This is a genomic window from Actinomadura sp. NPDC000929 (genome assembly GCF_040492065.1).
Taxonomy (GTDB): Bacteria; Actinomycetota; Actinomycetes; order Streptosporangiales; family Streptosporangiaceae; genus Spirillospora; species Spirillospora verrucosospora.
The window spans coordinates 1-16,952 of sequence record NZ_JBEUPA010000076.1; the positions used below are offsets into that span (position 1 = coordinate 1).

Genomic DNA, 16,952 nt, shown 5'->3' on the forward strand with positions numbered 1-16,952 from the left:
CCGACGCCGGGGCCACGCCGTCCGGCAGGTCGTCCTGCCCGCCGTGGCCCGGGACGTGGGAGCCGTGCGCCCGCTGGCGCTCGACCGGGCTGATCGGCAGGAGGGTGCGGCGGTCGCGCGGGGTGTGCGCGTCGCGCCTGCGCCCGGCCATGACGTCGTCGAGGCGCTCGCCGATCGCGGTGTAGTCGTCGAAGCCGATCACCGCGTCGGCCTCGGGCAGCGCCTCGGCCAGCTCGCTGCCGTACCGCTCGGCCATGCACCCCGCGGCGACGACCTTGGCGCCGGAGTCGTGCGCGGCCAGCAGCGTGTCGATGGAGTCCTTCTTGGCCGCCTCGATGAACCCGCAGGTGTTGACGACCACCACGTCGGCGCCGTCCGCGCCGTCCGCCAGGTCCCAGCCCGCGTCCTCGATGCGCGCGGCGAGCTCCTCGGAATCGACCTCGTTGCGGGCGCAGCCGAGCGTGATGAGTGAGACCTTGCGGCGAGTGGACATGCCCCTAAGGTAATGGGCCTCCGCTCCGATGCCGACCATCGGCCCGCGGCATCCTCACGGGGCGTCCCGGCGCGCGGCGGGACGCGCGGCCCCGCCGGCTCCGGATCAGGCCGACTCGGGGTCGCCGCGGTCGAAGGTCAGCCGCTGGACGCCCTTGCCCTTGCCGGGCGAGCCGAGGTCCTTGCCGTTGACGGTCAGGTTGACGCTGCCGCCGACGCCGATCACGAGCCGGACCTTCTTCTTGGCGGTGAAGCTCTTCTGGTCGCCCTCACGGATCATGCCGCTGAACAGCGACCTGCCCTGGTCGCCCTGGACGTTCAGCCACGTCGTCCGCTTGGCCTCGACCCGCACCTCGACCTTGGTGCGCGGCGCCTCCGCGACCGGGGCGCTGCTCCTGGGCGGGGCCGGCGCGGCGGACGGGGTGGACGGCGCGGGCGTCCCGGCGACCTGCCGGGCGGTGCGCCGCTCGCCGCCGCCGCCGTGCCCGACCACCTGGACGATCCCGTAGATGACCACGAGCGCGAGGGCGAGTGCCATTCCCGCGCTCCAGTTCGGCGACCGGCGCTCGCGGAACGCGACCGGCTGCTCCGGCTCGAACGCCGACACCGCCGAGACCGGCTGCGGGGCGCCGCCGTGCGCGGCGTCGAACTCGGCGACGAGAGGCTCCGGATCGATGCCGATCACGCGGGAGATGCTGCGGATGTGGCCGCGGGCGTAGAAGTTGCCCCCGCACGCGGAGAAGTCGTCGGCCTCCATGCTGCGGACGACGGTCTCGCGTATGCGCGTCTGGAGGCTCACCTGTGTCACCGAGAGACCGGCCCGCTGACGCTCCTCCGCCAAGGTCTCACCGATGCTCACGCCGGGCCTCCTCTGAGGAGCTCGTGGCCGATCTCGCACGACTGTGAGACCAGTCTAGGAACGGGCCTGCCCGTTCGGCGACAGCCAACACGTTCGAAACTGGGCAAGATTTCGCATCATTCCGCAATGCCCCGGCACCGCGCTCAGCCGCCGCCGCGCAGTTCCGCGAGCACCCCGGGGAGGTCGTCCGGCTTGGCCAGCACGTCCCGCGCCTTGGAGCCCTCGCTGGGCCCGACGATCTCGCGGCTCTCCATCAGGTCCATCAGCCGCCCGGCCTTGGCGAACCCGACGCGCAGCTTGCGCTGCAGCATCGACGTCGACCCGAACTGGGTGGACACGACCAGCTCGATCGCCTGGACGAGCAGGTCCATGTCGTCGCCGATCTCCTCGTCGATCTCCTTCTTCGGCGCGCCGGCCGCGGCGACGTCCTCCCGGTAGCTCGCCTCCATCTGCCCCTTGCAGTGGTCGACGACGCTGTGGATCTCTTTCTCGGAGACGTAGGCGTTCTGGAGGCGCATGGGCTTGCTCGCGCCCATCGGCAGGAACAGGGCGTCGCCCTGCCCGACGAGCTTCTCCGCGCCCGGCTGGTCGAGGATGACGCGGCTGTCGGACAGCGAGGAGGTCGCGAACGCCAGCCGGGACGGCACGTTGGCCTTGATCAACCCCGTCACCACGTCCACCGACGGCCGCTGCGTCGCCAGGACCAGGTGGATCCCGGCGGCGCGGGCGAGCTGGGTGATGCGCACGACCGAGTCCTCCACGTCGCGCGGCGCGACCATCATCAGATCGGCCAGCTCGTCGACGATGACGAGCATGTACGGGTAAGGGGTGTAGACGCGCTCGCTGCCGGGCGGCGGGACCAGCTTGCCCGCCTTCACCGCCTTGTTGAAGTCGTCGATGTGCCGGTACCCCGACGCCGCCAGGTCGTCGTAGCGGCGGTCCATCTCCCCCACCACCCACTCCAGCGCCTCGGCGGCCTTCTTGGGGTTGGTGATGATCGGCGTGATCAGATGCGGGATCCCCTGGTACATCGTCAGCTCGACCCGCTTGGGATCGACCAGGATCATCCGCACCTCATCGGGGGTCGCGCGCATCAGGATCGAGGTGATCAGCCCGTTGATGCACGTCGACTTGCCGGCCCCGGTCGCGCCCGCGATCAGGATGTGCGGCATCTTCGCCAGGTTCGCCACCACCGTGCGCCCCTCGACGTCCTTACCCAGCCCCACGATCATCGGATGATGCTCATTCGTCGCGGCCGGCGAGCGCAGCACGTCACCCAGACTGACGATGTCCTTGTCGGTGTTGGGGATCTCCACCCCGATCGCCGACTTACCGGGAATCGGCGAGATGATGCGCACATCAGCGCTCTTCACCGCGTAGGCGATGTTCTTGGTCAGCGCGGTGACCTTCTCCACCTTCACCGCCGGACCCAGCTCGATCTCATACCGCGTGATCGTCGGCCCCCGCGTGAACCCCGTCACCTGCGCATCGATATCGAACTGCTCCAACACCCCCGTAAGCGCGTTCACCACCGTGTCATTGGCCTTCGTCCGCGGCTTGGACACACTCCCGGGCCGCAACGCCGCCGGATCGGGCAGCACGTAGATCTCGCCGGACGACGACAGCGGGAGCTGCTCGGTGCGGCGCGGGGCCGGCGTCGGGTCGCGCACCTCGTGGTGCTCGGCCTCGCGCTCCTCCCCGGCCAGGGGGTCGGCCGCCGGATCGGGGGCCATGGACTCGCCGGCGACGTGCTCGTCCATCGGATCGTCGGCGGGCGGGGCCGGGGGCGGGACGTGCGCGCCGAACGGGTCGGGCTCGAACAGTTCGTCGGCGAGGTCGCGGCGTGGCCGGTCGGCCTTCTTCGGCTGGTCCTCCAGCAGCGGAGTGTCGTACGGCTTGGAGTGCTCGCCGACCTCCAGCTCGTCGCCGTCCTCGCCCTTGCTCTTGCGGCGCCGCTTCTTCGGCGCGCCCTCCTCCCCGGCCTCGCCCGCGGACGGGCGTTCGGGGCGGCTCTGCAGCGTGGCCATCGCCCACAGGTCGGCGACCCGCTCGGGGACCTTCGCGATCGGCGTCGCGGTGACGACCAGCAGCCCGAACCCGGACAGGAGCAGCAGCAGCGGGACGGCCACCCACCCGCTCAGCGCCGCGTCCAGCGGGGCCGACACGAGCCAGCCGACCACGCCGCCGGCCTCGCGGACGCCCTCCATGTCCTTGGCCGGGGAGGGGACGCCGGCGGCGATGTGCAGGATGCCGAGGACGCCCGCGGCGAGCGCGGTGATGCCGATGACGATGCGGCCGGTGTCCTCGTGGTGCTCGGGGTGGCGCAGCGTCCGCCACGCCAGCAGCGCCAGCAGCACGGGGAGGACCATCGCCATGATGCCGAGACCGCCGCGCACCACCTTTTCCAGCGCGATGGTGACGACGCCGTCGGGCCGGAACCAGGTGACGGAGGCCAGCACGATGGACGAGCCGAGCAGCGCCAGCCCCAGCCCGTCGCGGCGGTGCTCGGGGTCGAGGCCGCGGGCCCCGTTCCCGTAGGCGCGGAACACCGACCCGACCGCGACCGCCGCCAGCAGGTACAGCTTGAACAGGAGCTTGAAGAACCCGAGGACCGCCTGGGGGATCGGGTCGGGCTTCTGCGGGGGGCGCCCACGGCCCGAGCCGCGGCCCCCCTTGGAGTTGCCGCTCGGTCGCTTCCGGGGGGCCGTACCTGCGGGCTTGCGAGCCGCCGTGCCCCCCGCACGCGAGGAGGCTTTCGCGCCTCCAGACGCACGTGTGGCCATGGTTATGAGAGTAACCAAGGACCCTCGCGGTTCCGGGGAGGGAGGGCGGGCGTGTCGGACGGACGGAGGGCCGCCGGCCCCCCGTCCGTCCGAGCCGCCGCTAGACCTCCACGACCACCGGAATGATCATCGGGCGGCGGCGGTAGTTCTCGCTGACCCACTTGCCGACGGTGCGCCGGATCAGCTGGCTGATCTGGTGCACGTCGTTCACGCCGTCGCCTGCGGCGTTCCGCAGCACGTCCTCGATCCGCGCGATGACCTCGTTGAAGTCCTCGTTGACGATGCCGGCGCCGCGGGCGTGCACCTCGGGACCGGCGACGAGCTTGCCGGAGGTGGAGTCGAGGCCGATGACGATGGAGACGAACCCCTCCTCGCCGAGGATGCGCCGGTCCTTCAGGGAGGTCTCGGTGACCTCGCCGACCGACAGGCCGTCCACGTACACGTACCCGGCGGGCACCGCGCCGACGATCTTGGCCTGGCCGTCCACGAGGTCGACGACGACGCCGTCCTCGGCGATGACGATGCCGTCCTCCGGCACGCCGGTGAGCGCGGCGAGCTTGGCGTGCGCCCGCAGGTGCCGCCACTCGCCGTGGATGGGCATGAAGTTCGCCGGCTTGGTCACGTTGAGCACGTACAGCAGCTCGCCGGCCGAGGCGTGCCCGGACACGTGCACGAGCGCGTTGCCCTTGTGGACGATGCGGGCGCCCCACCGGGTGAGGCCGTTGATGACGCGGTTGACCGCGTTCTCGTTGCCCGGGATCAGCGACGACGCGAGCATCACGGTGTCGCGCTCGGTGATGCGGATCGAGTGGTCGCGGTTGGCCATCCGCGACAGCGCCGACATCGGCTCGCCCTGCGACCCGGTGCACACCAGCACGAGCCGGTCGCCGGGGATGTCGTCGATCACCTTCTGCTCGACCATGATGTCGTCGGGGACGTTCAGGTACCCGAGTTCGCGCGCGACGCCCATGTTGCGGACCATGGACCGCCCGACGAAGCAGACCTTGCGGCCGTTGGCGACGGCGGCGTCCAGGACCTGCTGGACGCGGTGGATGTGCGAGGCGAAGCAGGCGACGATGAGCCGCCCCTGCGCGGTGCGGAACACCTCGTCGACGACCGGCCCGATGTTGCGCTCGCTGGTGACGAAGCCGGGCACCTCGGCGTTCGTCGAGTCCGACATCAGCAGGTCGATGCCCTCGGCGCCGAGCCGGGCGAACCCGGGCAGGTCGGTGAGCCGGCCGTCCAGCGGGAGCTGGTCCATCTTGAAGTCGCCGGTGTGCAGGACGAGCCCGGCGGCCGTGCGGACGGCGACGGCGAGCGCGTCCGGGATGGAGTGGTTGACGGCGAGGAACTCGCAGTCGAACGGCCCGAACGAGCGGCGCTCGCCCTCCGCGACCACGTGGGTCACCGGTTTGATGCGGTGCTCGGTGAGCTTGGCCTCGAGCAGCGCCAGCGACAGCCGCGAGCCGACCAGCGGGATGTCGCGGCGCTCGCGCAGCAGGTACGGGACGGCGCCGATGTGGTCCTCGTGGCCGTGCGTGACGATGACGGCCTCGATGTCGTCCAGCCGGTCCCTGACGTACTCGAAGTCGGGCAGTATCAGGTCGACGCCGGGCTGCTCGGTCTCGGGGAAGAGCACGCCGCAGTCGACGATGAGCAGGCGTCCGCCGTACTCGAACACCGTCATGTTGCGGCCGATCTCCCCCAGCCCGCCGAGCGCGACGATCCGCAGACCGTCCTTGGGCGGGGCGGGCGGTTCCGAGAGCTCCGGGTGAGGATGGCTCACCGGGCGACCTCCGGGATGACGACCTCAGGCACTTTGACTCCCCCTATCGTGAGGTCTTCGCGCAGGCGCGCCGCGAACTCCGGCGGGGCCTCCACCAGCGGCGCGCGGAGCGGGCCGCCTCCGGGGAGGCCGAGCAGGTTCAGCGCTGCCTTGACGGCGATGGCGCCCTGCGTACGGGTCATGATGGCGGCGACCACGGGCAGCAGGCGCCGGTGGATCTCCAGCGCCCGCCCGTGCTCGCCGGCGCGGTATGCGTCGATCATCTCATGGAGCTCGGTGCCCACGACATGACCGATCACGCTGACGAACCCCGCCGCCCCCACCGACAGCCACGGCAGGTTGAGGTTGTCGTCACCGGAGTACCAGACGAGGTCGGTCTCGGCCATCACCCTGGACGCGCCGAACAGGTCGCCCTTGGCGTCCTTGACGGCGACGATCCGCGGGTGCTCGGCGAGCTGCACGAGCGTGTCGTTCTGGATCGGCACCCCGGCGCGCCCCGGGATGTCGTACAGCATGGTGGGCAGCGCCGTCGCGTCGGCCACCGCGGTGAAGTGGCGGACGAGGCCCTCCTGCGGGGGCTTGTTGTAGTACGGCGTGACCACGAGCAGGCCGTGCGCGCCCGCGGCCTCGGCCTGCCGGGCGAGTTTCAGGCTGTGCTCGGTGTGGTTGGTCCCGGCACCGGCGACGATCACGGCGCGGTCGCCGACCGCCTCGATGACCGCGCGCAGAAGCGTGCTCTTCTCTTCGTCGCTCGTCGTGGGCGACTCGCCTGTCGTCCCGTTGACGACGAGACCGTCATGGCGCCGCTCGTCGACCAGGTGGGTCGCGAGGCGCGCGGCGCCGTCGTAGTCGACGCCGCCGTCCGGCAGGAACGGGGTGACCATGGCGGTCAGCATCCGTCCGAACGGAGCGTCAGTGGATGTGCTGGGTGCCATGCAACGAACGGTACCGTTCCGGCCGTTCCACTTGGACCCGCAGGTCGAAGCGGAACGGGATAAAACAGGAGGAAGCCGCCGCCACACGCTCGGGGGTACGCGTGGCGGCGGCTCCCACAACCGACATCGTGGCACGCAAATGCCGCGTTACGGGGTCAGTCCGGCCACGTCCCGGACTCGGTTGGATAACGTGACCCAGCGGTCATCTCATGCAGGCGGACGCGGAGCTCCTCGACGTCGTGCGTGCGCACGAGATCGTTCCCCCGGACGGCCCACCATTGCCCGGACCCGCCGCGGCCGATCCGCCACCCGGCGAACTCGGCCGCCAGTTCGCCGATACGGTCGGCGTCGTGCCGCGCGGACTGCTGAGTGCCCATCGGCCCGTCCCCACTTCCCTTTGCCATCCGCCTGTCGAGGCTTGACCTTCCGCACCCTCCACTACCCCCAGGATTGTGCGGGTATCCACCCCTTTTTACCTGGGGATATGCGAGTTTCGGAACGTCGCGGCGGGGGTTTCTCAGCCGCCAAAACTTCCTGTCGCTCGGGGTAGCCAGGTGGCGCGGTAACGTGACCATTCGGCCGGGCTGGTCGTCCAGTCCGCGTACACGCCGACGCCGTACGGGCGCCTGGGCGGACGCTCCAGATCGTCGACTCCGCGCCGGACGCCGCGCAGGGCGACCGTGAGGTCCTCGGCCCACTCCATGAGGGGCCGGTAGGTGGGCACCCCCATGAAGACCGTCGTGCGGTCGCCGATGAGCTCCAGCGTCGTGCGGGTGTGCCGGGCGAAGTGCCACCCGGCGAGGGAGCGCGTGGGCAGCGACACGTCGTAGGTCATGATCGCGGCCTGGTCGGCGCGGTCGGCGACGGCGCGCAGGAAGTCCCGCGTGGGGCGCGGCGGGTAGTGGATCTTCCCCGTGCGCGGGATCAGCGCCTTGTAGACCGGCTGGGCCGCGTCCATGAGGGTCTGCTGCTCCAGCGCCACCGACAGCAGCCTCCCCTTCGACCGCGTCAGCTCGCGGGTGGCGTCCATGAGCGTGAGGAACGCGCGGTCGTCGGGGTAGATGGGCTCGAAGTCGTAGTGGATGCCGTCGAACCCCAGGTCGAGGAGGGCCGCGTCCGTCCCGAGCACCCGGGTCCGCACGGCGGGGTCGTCCAGGTCGATGACGCCCTTGCCGTTCACCATCCGGATCTGCCCCAGGTACGCCTGCGCGCGGACGCCCGGCGCGTACCGGCGCATGGCGGCGAGGAGCTGCCGCGCGTAGCGGTACTTGGCCTCGGGCACGGTGCCGTCCGCCTCGAACGGCCCCGCGTGGAAGAAGACGTCGGTGATGCGGTTCTCTTTCAGCAGCTGCCCGAGTGCCCGGTACTCGGCATCGCTGTGAGACTCCCCCACCCACTGGTGCCGCGCCCAGAGCGCGTTGGCCTCGGTGCCGCGCGCCTCCGGCTCGGGCTGCCACCACACCCAGGCCCCGGCGAGCACCAGGGCGGCGAGGCCGAGCACGTAGGCCGCCGCCCATCCCAGAATCCGACCGATCCGCCCGATGACGCGCATCACGCAATCATGTCGGAGAAGCCGGGCGCCGAGCGCCCGCCGTCCCAGCGGGGACCCAGCCGCGTCCCACGATCCGGCCATAAAACGATCATGGTTGGGGCGTGATCGCGCGCCGCGCGCGGCGGCGGTTGACAACGGGGGAACCTTGTATTCACGAGGCGGCTCGTGGTGTCGGCCCGTTGGTCTCGATGGGGAGCCGCTCGGTCCTTACCGTCCAGCACGGATGGAGGTCAACCGGCATGCGAGTCCCACCGAGGCAGGGTGAGCCCCGCCCCCTGATCAGCACGCGGGCCCTCGTGATCGTCCTTGTGGCGATCGGCGCCGCCGCCCTCACCGCCGCCGCCCCGGATCTGGCGATCCCGATCGGGGTGGGCGTCGCGGTCATCACGCTTCTCGCCCAGATCGTCAAGGACTGACCCCACCCGCGCCGCGCACGCCCGGCGAGGCCTCGGCCGCGCGGGCGTGCGCGACGTCGGGCAGGGTGCGCCGGACGCGGGCGCGCTGGGTGAGGGCCACGCAGACCAGCACGGCCACGGCCGCCAGCGCGGTCGTGGCGTCGACGCGTTCTCCGAGCAGGACGGCCGACCAGAACAGGGTGAGCATGGGCTGGGTCAGCTGGATCTGGCTGGCGCGCGCGATCCCGGCCCGCGCCAGGCCCTCGTACCAGGCGAAGAAGCCGAGGTAGGCGGAGAAGACGGACACGTAGCCGAAGCCGATGACGGCGTGGGCCGTCCAGGCGGGGCGGGTCGTGGCGAGCAGCACCCCGGTGACCGGGACGGTGACGGGGGCCGCCAGGACCAGCGCCCAGGAGATGACGCGCCAGCCCGGCATGTCGCGGGCCAGGCGCGCGCCCTCGGCGTAGCCGGCGGCGCAGGTGAGGAGGGCGGTGAACAGCAGCAGGTCGGCGGGCGTGACGCGGCCCGCCCCGCGGACCAGGGCGAAGCCGGTGACGCAGGCCGCCCCGGCCGCGCTCGCGAACCAGAAGGCGCGGGAGGGGCGCTCCCCCGCGCGCAGGACCCCGAGCACGGCGGTGGCGGCGGGCAGCAGCCCGACGACGACGGCCGAATGGGCGGAGGAGGCGCCGTGGTCGAGCGCGAGCGTGGAGAACAGCGGGAAGCCGAAGATCACTCCGGCCGCGACGACCGCGAAGCTCGCCCACTGGTCGCGGCGGGGCGGACGCGCCCGGACCGATAGCAGTGCGAGGGCGGCGAGGACGCTCGCGGCGGCGGAGCGGCCGATGCCGATCACGTAGGGGTCGAGCCCTTCGAGGCCGAAGACCGTGGTCGGAATGGTGAGGGAGAAGGTCAGGACGCCGAGTGCCGCGAGCCCGAGGCCCGCCCTGGAGGTGCCGGCCGCTACCCGCCCGGGCGCAGTAGCGCTATCTTGAAGCTTCATGAAAGACGATAGCAGTGTGGCGACGCTGGCCGATCGGCTGCGCGCGGAGGTCCGCCGGATGAGCCCCGGCGAGCGCCTCCCGTCGAGCCGCGCGCTGGTCGAGCGGCACCGGGTCAGCCCGGTCACGGTGTCGCGGGCGCTCGGGCTGCTGGCCGCCGAGGGGCTGGTGGTGACGCGCCCGGGCAGCGGGGCCTTCGCCGCGCCGCGGGCCGGGAGCGCCGCGGAGCCGGCCGACTTCGGCTGGCAGGCGGTGACGCTCGGCGACCGATCCGTGGATCCTGCCGGGGTGTCGTGGCTGCTCACCCCGCCGCCGGACGGCGTGGTCGCGCTCAGCGGCGGCTACCTGCACCCGACGCTCCAGCCGGTGCGGGCGCTCGCGACGGCGGCCGCGCGGGCGGCCCGGCGCCCGGACGCCTGGGAGATGCCGCGCCTCGGCGGATCGCCGGAGCTGCGCGCCTGGTTCGCCCGCACGGTCGGCGGCGCCGTCTCCCCCGCCGACGTGCTGATCACGAGCGGGGGCCAGCAGTCGCTGACGACCGTGCTGCGCGCGCTGCTCCCGCCGGGCGCCCCGGTGCTGGTCGAGTCGCCGACGTACCTGGGCGTCCTGGCGGTGGCGCGGGCGAGCGGGCTGCATCCGGTCCCCGTCCCGGTGGACGCGGACGGCGTCCGTCCCGACCTGCTGGCCGAGGCGTTCGCGATGAGCGGGGCGCGGGTCTTCTACACCCAGCCCGCCTTCCACAACCCGACCGGCGCGGTGCTGGCCGCCGAGCGGCGCGAGCGGGTGCTGGACGCGGCGCGCGCTGCGGGCGCGTTCGTGGTGGAGGACGACTTCGCCCGGCACCTCGGCATCGACGCTCCCCCTCCGCCGCTGATCGCGCAGGACGCCGACGGCCGCGTCGTGCACGTCGCGTCCCTCACCAAGGCGACCGCGCCCAGCCTGCGGGTGGCCGCGGTGGCCGCCCGGGGGCCGGTCGCCGAGCGGATCCGCGCGACGCAGCTCGTCGAGGAGTTCTTCCCCGCCAGGCCCCTGCAGGAGACGCTGCTGGAACTGGTCAGCTCGCCCGGATGGCCGCGCCACCTGCGAGCCGTCCGGACCGCCCTGCGCTCGCGCCGCGACGCGCTCCTCACCGCCCTCGCCCGCGACCTGCCGGAGCTGCGGGTGAGCCGCCCGGCGGGCGGGCTGCACCTCTGGGCCCGGCTGCCGGACGGCGTCGACGACACCGCGCTCGCCGAGGCCGCGCTGCGCGCCGGCGTCCTGGTCAACGCGGGGCGGCCGTTCTTCCCCGCCGAGGCGCCCGCCCCCCACCTGCGGCTCAGCTACGGGACGGCGGCATCCGAGGCGGAGCTGGCCGAGGGCGTGCGCCGCCTCGCCTCGGTTCTGCGGTCCTAGGGCCGTTCCGCGGTCATGAGGCGGTGCAGAAGCAGAACTCGTTGCCCTCGGGGTCACGCCAGACCTGGAACGGGCGCCCCGGGTTCCCCATGGGCCCGGCGGCCGGGGTCGCGCCGAGGCTCGCCGCCCGCTCGCCGGCCGAGCGGATGTCCGCGACGTCCAGGTCCAGGTGCAGCCGGTTCTTGACCTTCCTGCCCTCGGGGACGAGCTGGAACGACAGGACCGGCCCGCCCGTCCCGAGGGGTTCCAGGTCGAGCCAGTCGTCGCTCCGCGCCGTCGTCTTCATCCCGAGGAGACCGCCCCAGAAGGCCGCCATGGCGCCGAGGTCGGTGCAGTCGATGACGAGGTTGCCCACCTTGGGGTTCATCGCACGACTCCCGCCGCGCGAACGGACCGCGCCGCGGCGCGGGCGCAGTAGGGAGCGGGAGGCGTGCGCCGCGGCAGGTGCAGCCCGCCGATCCGGTCGCGGACCCAGGCCCGCTTCCGGGCGGCCCGCTCCTGCGCCCGCTCGCGGGCGATGAGCCTCGACTCGACGATGTCGGCGTGCAGTCGGGCGTACTCGCGTTCGGCCCAGGCATGGCGCTGCGCGAGCACCGCGAAGTACGGCAGCTCGTTCATGGTCGTCCTCCCGTTCGATGACACCATCTAAAACGTAATGCCGGTGTCGTGGTTCGCGCAACCATCGAACGCTTTATGGCGGTGTCGGCGCTTGGTAGAGTTCCCATGGACGAGGAGGACGCGATGGGCGGCACCGAGACGGGCGGGAACCCCGCGCCGCCGCCTGCGGACCCGGCGCTGCTGCTGGCGGACTTCGTCAACACGCTCGACGTCGAGTCCGCGACCGACGAGATCACGACGCCCCGCGGGCTCGCCGGATGGCTCGCCGGGCGCGGGCTCATGCCCGAGGGCGCCGGAGCCTCCGACGCCGACGTCCGCACCGCCGTCGCGTTGCGCGAGGGGCTCCGCGAGGCCATGGAGGCCCACCACCGCCCGGACGAGGCCGACATTCCCGACGACCTGGAGGACGTGCTGGCCGCCCTGCCGCTGCGCGTCAGCCTGGCCGGGCCGCGCCCCGCGCTCGTCCCGCTCGACCCGCCCGGCGCCGCCGCGGGCGGCCTGGCCCGGATCGCCGCCGCCGTCATGGACTCGGTCGCCGCCGGCACCTGGCCGCGCCTGAAGACCTGCCAGATCGACACCTGCCGCTGGGCGTTCCTGGACACCTCCAAGAACCGCTCCCGCTCCTGGTGCTCGATGAAGGTCTGCGGCAACCGCGCCAAGACCCGCGCCTACCGGGCACGGCGGCGCGCTCCCGCGTAGCCGCCGCTCGCTAGGGTGGGCCGAGATCCCGGCGAGAGGACGTGAGCACGGCATGGCCGATGTGGGGGTGCGGCCCGCGCGGCGCGCGGACGCGGCCGCCGTCGCCGGCATCCAGGTGCGGGCATGGCGGCACGGGTACCGCGAGCTGCTGCCGGCGGACGTCCTGAGCCAGGTGACCAGCGACGCCGCGGTGGAGCAGTGGCGCGACAGGTGGGCGGAGGCGGCGACGGCGCCGCCGAGCCCGCGGCACCGGCTGCTGGTCGCGGTGGCGTCCGACATCGTCGTGGGCTTCGCCGCGCACGCCCCGGCCGAGGACGCCGACCTCGACCCGGCCGCCGCCGCCGAGCTGATCACCCTGCTGGTCGACCCCCTGCACACGCGGGCCGGGCACGGCAGCCGGCTGCTCGCCGCCACCGCGGACCTGCTCCGCGACGACGGCTTCACCACTCTGGTCTCCTGGGTGTTCGAAGGCGACGAGGTGACGCGGACGTTCCTCGGCTCGGCCGGGTGGGCGCCCGACGGGACGGCCCGGACGCTCGACATGGGCGAGCCCGTCCGGCAGATCCGGCTGCACACCGACATCAGCGACACCGACATCAGCGACACCGACATCGGGGCTCCGCCCGGCGGAACGGGCTCCTAGCCAGGGGTCGGTGAGGCGCACGGGCGATCCGGCCATATCTTGGAGGTCGTGCCCGAGTCCGCTTCCCTGACGCCGCCCCGTGCCTCCGCACCGGCGCCCTCCGGCCGGCATCGCCGGCTCGGCCTGGTCGTGATGAGCCTCGGCGTCTCGCTGGTCGTGGTCGACGCCACGATCGTGGGCGTCCTGATGCCCCGGATCGTCTCCGACCTGGGGCTGTCGACCTCGGGCGCGGAATGGGCGACCTCGGTGTACTCGCTGGTGTTCGCCGCGCTGCTCATCCCGTTCGGACGGGCGGGCGACCTGGCCGGGCGGCGCCGGATGTTCGTGCTCGGGGTGGCGGTGTTCGCGGCGGCGAGCGTCGCCGCCGCGCTGGCCCCCGTCGGCGCGGCCCTGATCGGCGCGCGGGCCCTGCAGGGCGTCGGCGCCTCCATGCTCATGCCGGCGACGCTGTCCACGGTGAACGCGGTGTTCACCGGGCGGGACCGGGCCGTCGCGTTCGGCGTCTGGGGCGCCATGATCAGCGGCATGGCGGCGCTCGGGCCCCTCGCAGGCGGCGCTCTGGCCACCGGCGGCGGCTGGCGGTGGGCGTTCGGGGTCAACCTGCCGCTCTGCGCCGTCCTGATCGCGGGGGCGCTGCGGTTCATGCCCGAGACGCGCTCGCCCGCCCCGGGCGGCGTGCGGCGCGAGATCGACTGGGCGGGCGGCGCGCTGGCCGCCCTCGGCCTCGGCGCGCTGGTCTGGGGGATCATCGAGGGGCAGACGTACGGCTGGTGGACCGCGACGCGCCCGTTCACGGCCGGCCCGCTCCGCTGGCCGGAGACCGCCCTCTCCCCCGTCCCCGTGGTCCTGGCGTCCGGCGCGGTGCTGCTCGCGGCGCTGGTCGTGGTCGAGCGGTCCCGGGCGGCGGCGGGACGGCCGGTGATGCTCGACCTGGCGCTGTTCCGCATCCCCAACTTCCGGCGCGGCAACCTGACCTCGGCGCTGATCAACGTCGGCGAGCTCGGGCTGCTGTTCGTCCTGCCGCTGTTCCTGCTGGGCGTGCACGGCACGAACCCGCTGCAGATCAGCCTGGCGATCCTGCCGCTGGCCGTCGGCGCGTTCGTGTCCGGCGGGGGCGCGGGCAGGCTCGCCGACCGGCGCGGCGCCCACCGGGTCGTGCAGATCGGGATGGTCCTGGAGGTCGCCGCGGTCCTCGGGCTGGCCCTCACGGTCTCCGCGACGACCGGCGGGCTCGGGCTCGCGCCGTGGATGCTGCTGTACGGGCTGGGCCTCGGGCTGACGTCGGCGCAGCTGGCGAACGTCTCGCTCGCGGACGTCCCGCCGGCGCAGTCGGGCCAGGCGTCCGGGACCCAGTCGACGGCCCGGCAGGTCGGCGCGGCGCTCGGCATCGCCGCGATCGGGACGGTGTTCGCGACGAGCCTCGGGCACACGATGGCCGACCGGCTGGCGGGCTCGTCGCTGAGCCCGGAGCGGCGGGCGGCCCTCGCGCACGACCTGCGCCACAGCGCCGGGACCTCCGGACGTGATCTTCACGACACGCCCGGGCTGGCGGCCGAGGCGCACGCCGCGGACGCCAGCCTCGCCGTCGCGACCAGGAACGCGGCCCTGACCACGGCGGCGATCCTCGCCCTCGGGCTCGGGCCCGCGCTGCGGCTGCACCCGAGCACTGATCTTCATCGGGAAGAATCGAAACGCTAGACCCCCCTGTCGTCCCACGAGAACAAGCGGTGACTGTGGCCACGCTCTCCCAATGGGTCGCCGGATCCCGGCCCCGCACCCTGCCCGCGTCCCTCGTCCCGGTCGTCGTCGGCACCGGCGTCGCCGTCGGCGAGGGCGACCCCGTCTGGTGGCGCGGCGTCCTCGCCGCCGTCGTCGCCCTCGTGCTGCAGATCGGGGTGAACTACTCCAACGACTACAGCGACGGCATCCGCGGCACCGACGAGGACCGCGTCGGGCCGCTGCGGCTCGTCGGCTCGAAGGTCGCCAAGCCCAGGCAGGTGCTCGCCGCCGCGCTCGGCTGCTTCCTCGTCGCCGCCGTCGCCGGGCTCGTCCTGGCCGCCGTGACGACGTGGTGGCTGCTGCTCGTCGGCGCGTTCGCGATCCTCGCCGCCTGGTTCTACACGGGCGGCAAGACGCCGTACGGGTACCGCGCCCTGGGCGAGGTCTCGGTCTTCGTCTTCTTCGGCCTCGTCGCCGTCGTCGGCACGACCTACGTCCAGATCGAGGAGCTGCCGTGGGAGGCGTGGGCGGCGGCGGTCCCGATCGGGCTGCTGGCGTGCGGGATGCTCGTCGCCAACAACCTGCGCGACATCCCCACCGACCGGGAGTCGGGCAAGCGGACCCTCGCCGTCGTTCTGGGCGACCGCTGGACCCGGATCCTGTACGCGGCGTGCACCGCGCTGCCGTTCATGTTCGTCCTGGCCCTGGCGGCGCCGCACCCGTGGGCGCTGCTCGCCCTGCTCGCGGCGCCGCTGTCGCTGCCGCCGACGCAGAAGGTGCTGAACGGCGCGACCGGCCCCGCCCTGATCCCGGTGCTCGGCGAGACCGGCCGGCTCCAGATCGCCTACGGAGTGCTGCTGGCGGTCGGCCTGGCGCTCTGACCCGCGGTCAGGGCGCCCTGGTTCTCGGCCAGCAGGAAGGCGCCGGTCAGGCCGGTGACGAGCCCGGCGAGCACGCCGGCGAGGGCGACCAGGCCCGTGGCGGACGCGGAGTCCGTGGCCAGGAAGCCCGGCCGGCCGAGCACCACGAGCAGCCCGTAGAGGGAGGCCGCGAACATGGTGCCGGAGCCGGCCCAGGCGGCGGCGAGCGGCACGACGAACCGGCCCGGGCGGGCCGCACGCCGGACGATCAGCAGCAGCGCGACGGCGGCGGCGGCCGCGAGCAGGCCCTCCGCACCATCGGCCAGTTGCTGGGCCAGGTTCCGGTCGGCGGCCTCGCGCCCGTGGAGCCCCGCCGTCCCTCCGAACGCCCAGTAGAGCTCCATGGCCGCGAAGACAGCGGCCGGAGCGACGGCCACGCGGGCCAGAAGCACCTGCAGCGAGTGCGTCGGCCCCGTGGGGACGTTCCTGGTGCGGATCTCGAACGTCCGCGGCCACCGGTCGCGCGCGTACAGGACGAACGCCGTCAGCAACCCGACGCCCTGCACGGTGAAGCCCGTGTAGACGACGCCGTACACCCAGCCCTGGAGCGCGTTCTCATCGCCCATGAGCGGCTCGGATGAGAAGACCGTCTGCAGGAGCGTCCCGAGCGGGACGGCGAGGACGATCGGCGCGAGCAGGCCCACCGCGATCCAGATCGGCGCCAGCACCAGCCATGCCGGGATCCGGCGGCCCCAGCGGAAGGTGAACGCCGCCGCCACCAGCACGGCGGCCGCGTCCATGGCGAGGGTGATCGCGTTGCCCACGTAGAGCGCGGAGTCCTCGGCCGCGGCGGGGTCGTTCCAGCCGGTCGTGCTGCCCGACAGCCAAGCGATCTTGATGGTGAGGTAGGGGACGCACGCGGCTGCCGTCGCCGCGCAGACGGCCAGGCGGGCCCGCCCGGGGCCGCCGTGCGCGGCGTGCGTCATGCCGGCGGGCCGGTGAACTGGAACGGTCATGGACCGACGATCCACCGGGCCGCCCGCCCCGTGCCTCCCGCCGCGGAGGGAGAACGCGCGCCCCGCTCCCCCGCCGGGGTGAGACGACCGGCTGTGTTTCAGAGTCCCGGCCCACTTCGCTCGCCTGGCGGCTCGCTACGTGACCGGGCCTGGGCGAACGCGGCATCGCGTTCGCGCGGCATGGCCGAGGCCGCTTCGAGACGGG

General features: G+C 73.3%; 16 protein-coding genes and 1 pseudogene. 6 read left to right on the top strand and 11 right to left on the bottom strand.

Annotated elements, in window-relative coordinates; all coding sequences use genetic code 11:
- From ABWI04_RS24425 to ABWI04_RS24455, 7 genes and pseudogenes are all read right to left on the bottom strand, one after another.
- Window positions 1-493 (bottom strand): annotated as a pseudogene (locus ABWI04_RS24425) (30S ribosomal protein S12 methylthiotransferase RimO); the annotation flags it as partial.
- A gap of 105 nt (window positions 494-598) precedes the next feature.
- On the bottom strand, window positions 599-1,351 hold the full coding sequence (locus ABWI04_RS24430) for a helix-turn-helix domain-containing protein (RefSeq protein WP_345174261.1): 753 nt from the start codon (window positions 1,349-1,351) through the stop codon (window positions 599-601).
- Between the two features lie 143 nt (window positions 1,352-1,494).
- The gene (locus tag ABWI04_RS24435; RefSeq protein WP_345174259.1) at window positions 1,495-4,134 is read right to left on the bottom strand and encodes a DNA translocase FtsK; all 2,640 of its coding nucleotides are present in this window, start codon (window positions 4,132-4,134) and stop codon (window positions 1,495-1,497) included.
- A 100-nt stretch (window positions 4,135-4,234) separates the two neighbouring features.
- Window positions 4,235-5,920 (bottom strand): ribonuclease J, encoded by a 1,686-nt coding sequence (locus ABWI04_RS24440; RefSeq protein ID WP_353833908.1) that lies wholly within the window; start codon window positions 5,918-5,920, stop codon window positions 4,235-4,237.
- Window positions 5,917-6,855 (bottom strand): 4-hydroxy-tetrahydrodipicolinate synthase, encoded by a 939-nt coding sequence (gene dapA, locus ABWI04_RS24445; RefSeq protein WP_345174255.1) that lies wholly within the window; start codon window positions 6,853-6,855, stop codon window positions 5,917-5,919. The genes ABWI04_RS24440 and dapA overlap by 4 nt, the downstream gene beginning before the upstream one ends.
- 155 nt (window positions 6,856-7,010) lie before the next feature.
- On the bottom strand, window positions 7,011-7,232 hold the full coding sequence (locus tag ABWI04_RS24450; RefSeq protein ID WP_185023197.1) for a hypothetical protein: 222 nt from the start codon (window positions 7,230-7,232) through the stop codon (window positions 7,011-7,013).
- Window positions 7,233-7,372: 140 nt separating this feature from the next.
- Complete coding sequence (locus ABWI04_RS24455) at window positions 7,373-8,407, bottom strand: glycoside hydrolase family 18 protein (RefSeq protein WP_353833909.1); 1,035 nt, start codon at window positions 8,405-8,407, stop codon at window positions 7,373-7,375.
- Between the two features lie 239 nt (window positions 8,408-8,646).
- Between ABWI04_RS24455 and ABWI04_RS24460 the strand changes: the two genes are divergently transcribed.
- Window positions 8,647-8,823, top strand: a complete 177-nt coding sequence (locus tag ABWI04_RS24460; protein ID WP_345174248.1) for a hypothetical protein — start codon at window positions 8,647-8,649, stop codon at window positions 8,821-8,823.
- Here ABWI04_RS24460 and ABWI04_RS24465 read toward each other — a convergent pair.
- Entirely contained in the window at window positions 8,813-9,802 is a 990-nt protein-coding gene (locus ABWI04_RS24465) for a DMT family transporter (protein WP_345174247.1), read from the bottom strand. The two genes, ABWI04_RS24460 and ABWI04_RS24465, sit on opposite strands and share 11 nt — an antisense overlap.
- Here ABWI04_RS24465 and ABWI04_RS24470 point away from each other — a divergent pair.
- Window positions 9,801-11,192 carry an aminotransferase-like domain-containing protein gene (locus ABWI04_RS24470; RefSeq protein ID WP_353833910.1) on the top strand — a complete coding sequence of 464 codons (1,392 nt, stop codon included), beginning with the start codon at window positions 9,801-9,803 and terminating at the stop codon, window positions 11,190-11,192. The genes ABWI04_RS24465 and ABWI04_RS24470 overlap by 2 nt on opposite strands.
- A gap of 13 nt (window positions 11,193-11,205) precedes the next feature.
- On the opposite strand, the gene ABWI04_RS24475 is transcribed toward ABWI04_RS24470, so the two are convergent.
- Entirely contained in the window at window positions 11,206-11,559 is a 354-nt protein-coding gene (locus ABWI04_RS24475) for a VOC family protein (protein WP_345174242.1), read from the bottom strand.
- Window positions 11,556-11,810, bottom strand: coding sequence for a hypothetical protein (locus ABWI04_RS24480; RefSeq protein ID WP_345174240.1), 255 nt, complete (start codon window positions 11,808-11,810; stop codon window positions 11,556-11,558). Before ABWI04_RS24480 ends, ABWI04_RS24475 begins: the two co-directional genes overlap by 4 nt.
- 105 nt (window positions 11,811-11,915) lie before the next feature.
- Between ABWI04_RS24480 and ABWI04_RS24485 the strand changes: the two genes are divergently transcribed.
- Genes ABWI04_RS24485 through ABWI04_RS24500 form a run of 4 tightly spaced genes read left to right on the top strand, consistent with a single transcriptional unit; the run spans window position 11,916 to window position 15,752 of the window.
- Window positions 11,916-12,509 (top strand): CGNR zinc finger domain-containing protein, encoded by a 594-nt coding sequence (locus ABWI04_RS24485; RefSeq protein WP_353833911.1) that lies wholly within the window; start codon window positions 11,916-11,918, stop codon window positions 12,507-12,509.
- Window positions 12,510-12,561: 52 nt separating this feature from the next.
- Window positions 12,562-13,152 carry a GNAT family N-acetyltransferase gene (locus tag ABWI04_RS24490; RefSeq protein WP_345174237.1) on the top strand — a complete coding sequence of 197 codons (591 nt, stop codon included), beginning with the start codon at window positions 12,562-12,564 and terminating at the stop codon, window positions 13,150-13,152.
- A gap of 48 nt (window positions 13,153-13,200) precedes the next feature.
- Window positions 13,201-14,850 (top strand): MFS transporter, encoded by a 1,650-nt coding sequence (locus ABWI04_RS24495; RefSeq protein WP_353833912.1) that lies wholly within the window; start codon window positions 13,201-13,203, stop codon window positions 14,848-14,850.
- Window positions 14,851-14,885: 35 nt separating this feature from the next.
- Entirely contained in the window at window positions 14,886-15,752 is an 867-nt protein-coding gene (locus ABWI04_RS24500; protein ID WP_345174744.1) for a 1,4-dihydroxy-2-naphthoate polyprenyltransferase, read from the top strand.
- Here the strand turns inward: ABWI04_RS24500 and ABWI04_RS24505 are convergent.
- The gene (locus ABWI04_RS24505) at window positions 15,716-16,747 is read right to left on the bottom strand and encodes a hypothetical protein (protein WP_353833913.1); all 1,032 of its coding nucleotides are present in this window, start codon (window positions 16,745-16,747) and stop codon (window positions 15,716-15,718) included. The genes ABWI04_RS24500 and ABWI04_RS24505 overlap by 37 nt on opposite strands.
- Between the last annotated feature and the right edge of the window lie 205 nt (window positions 16,748-16,952).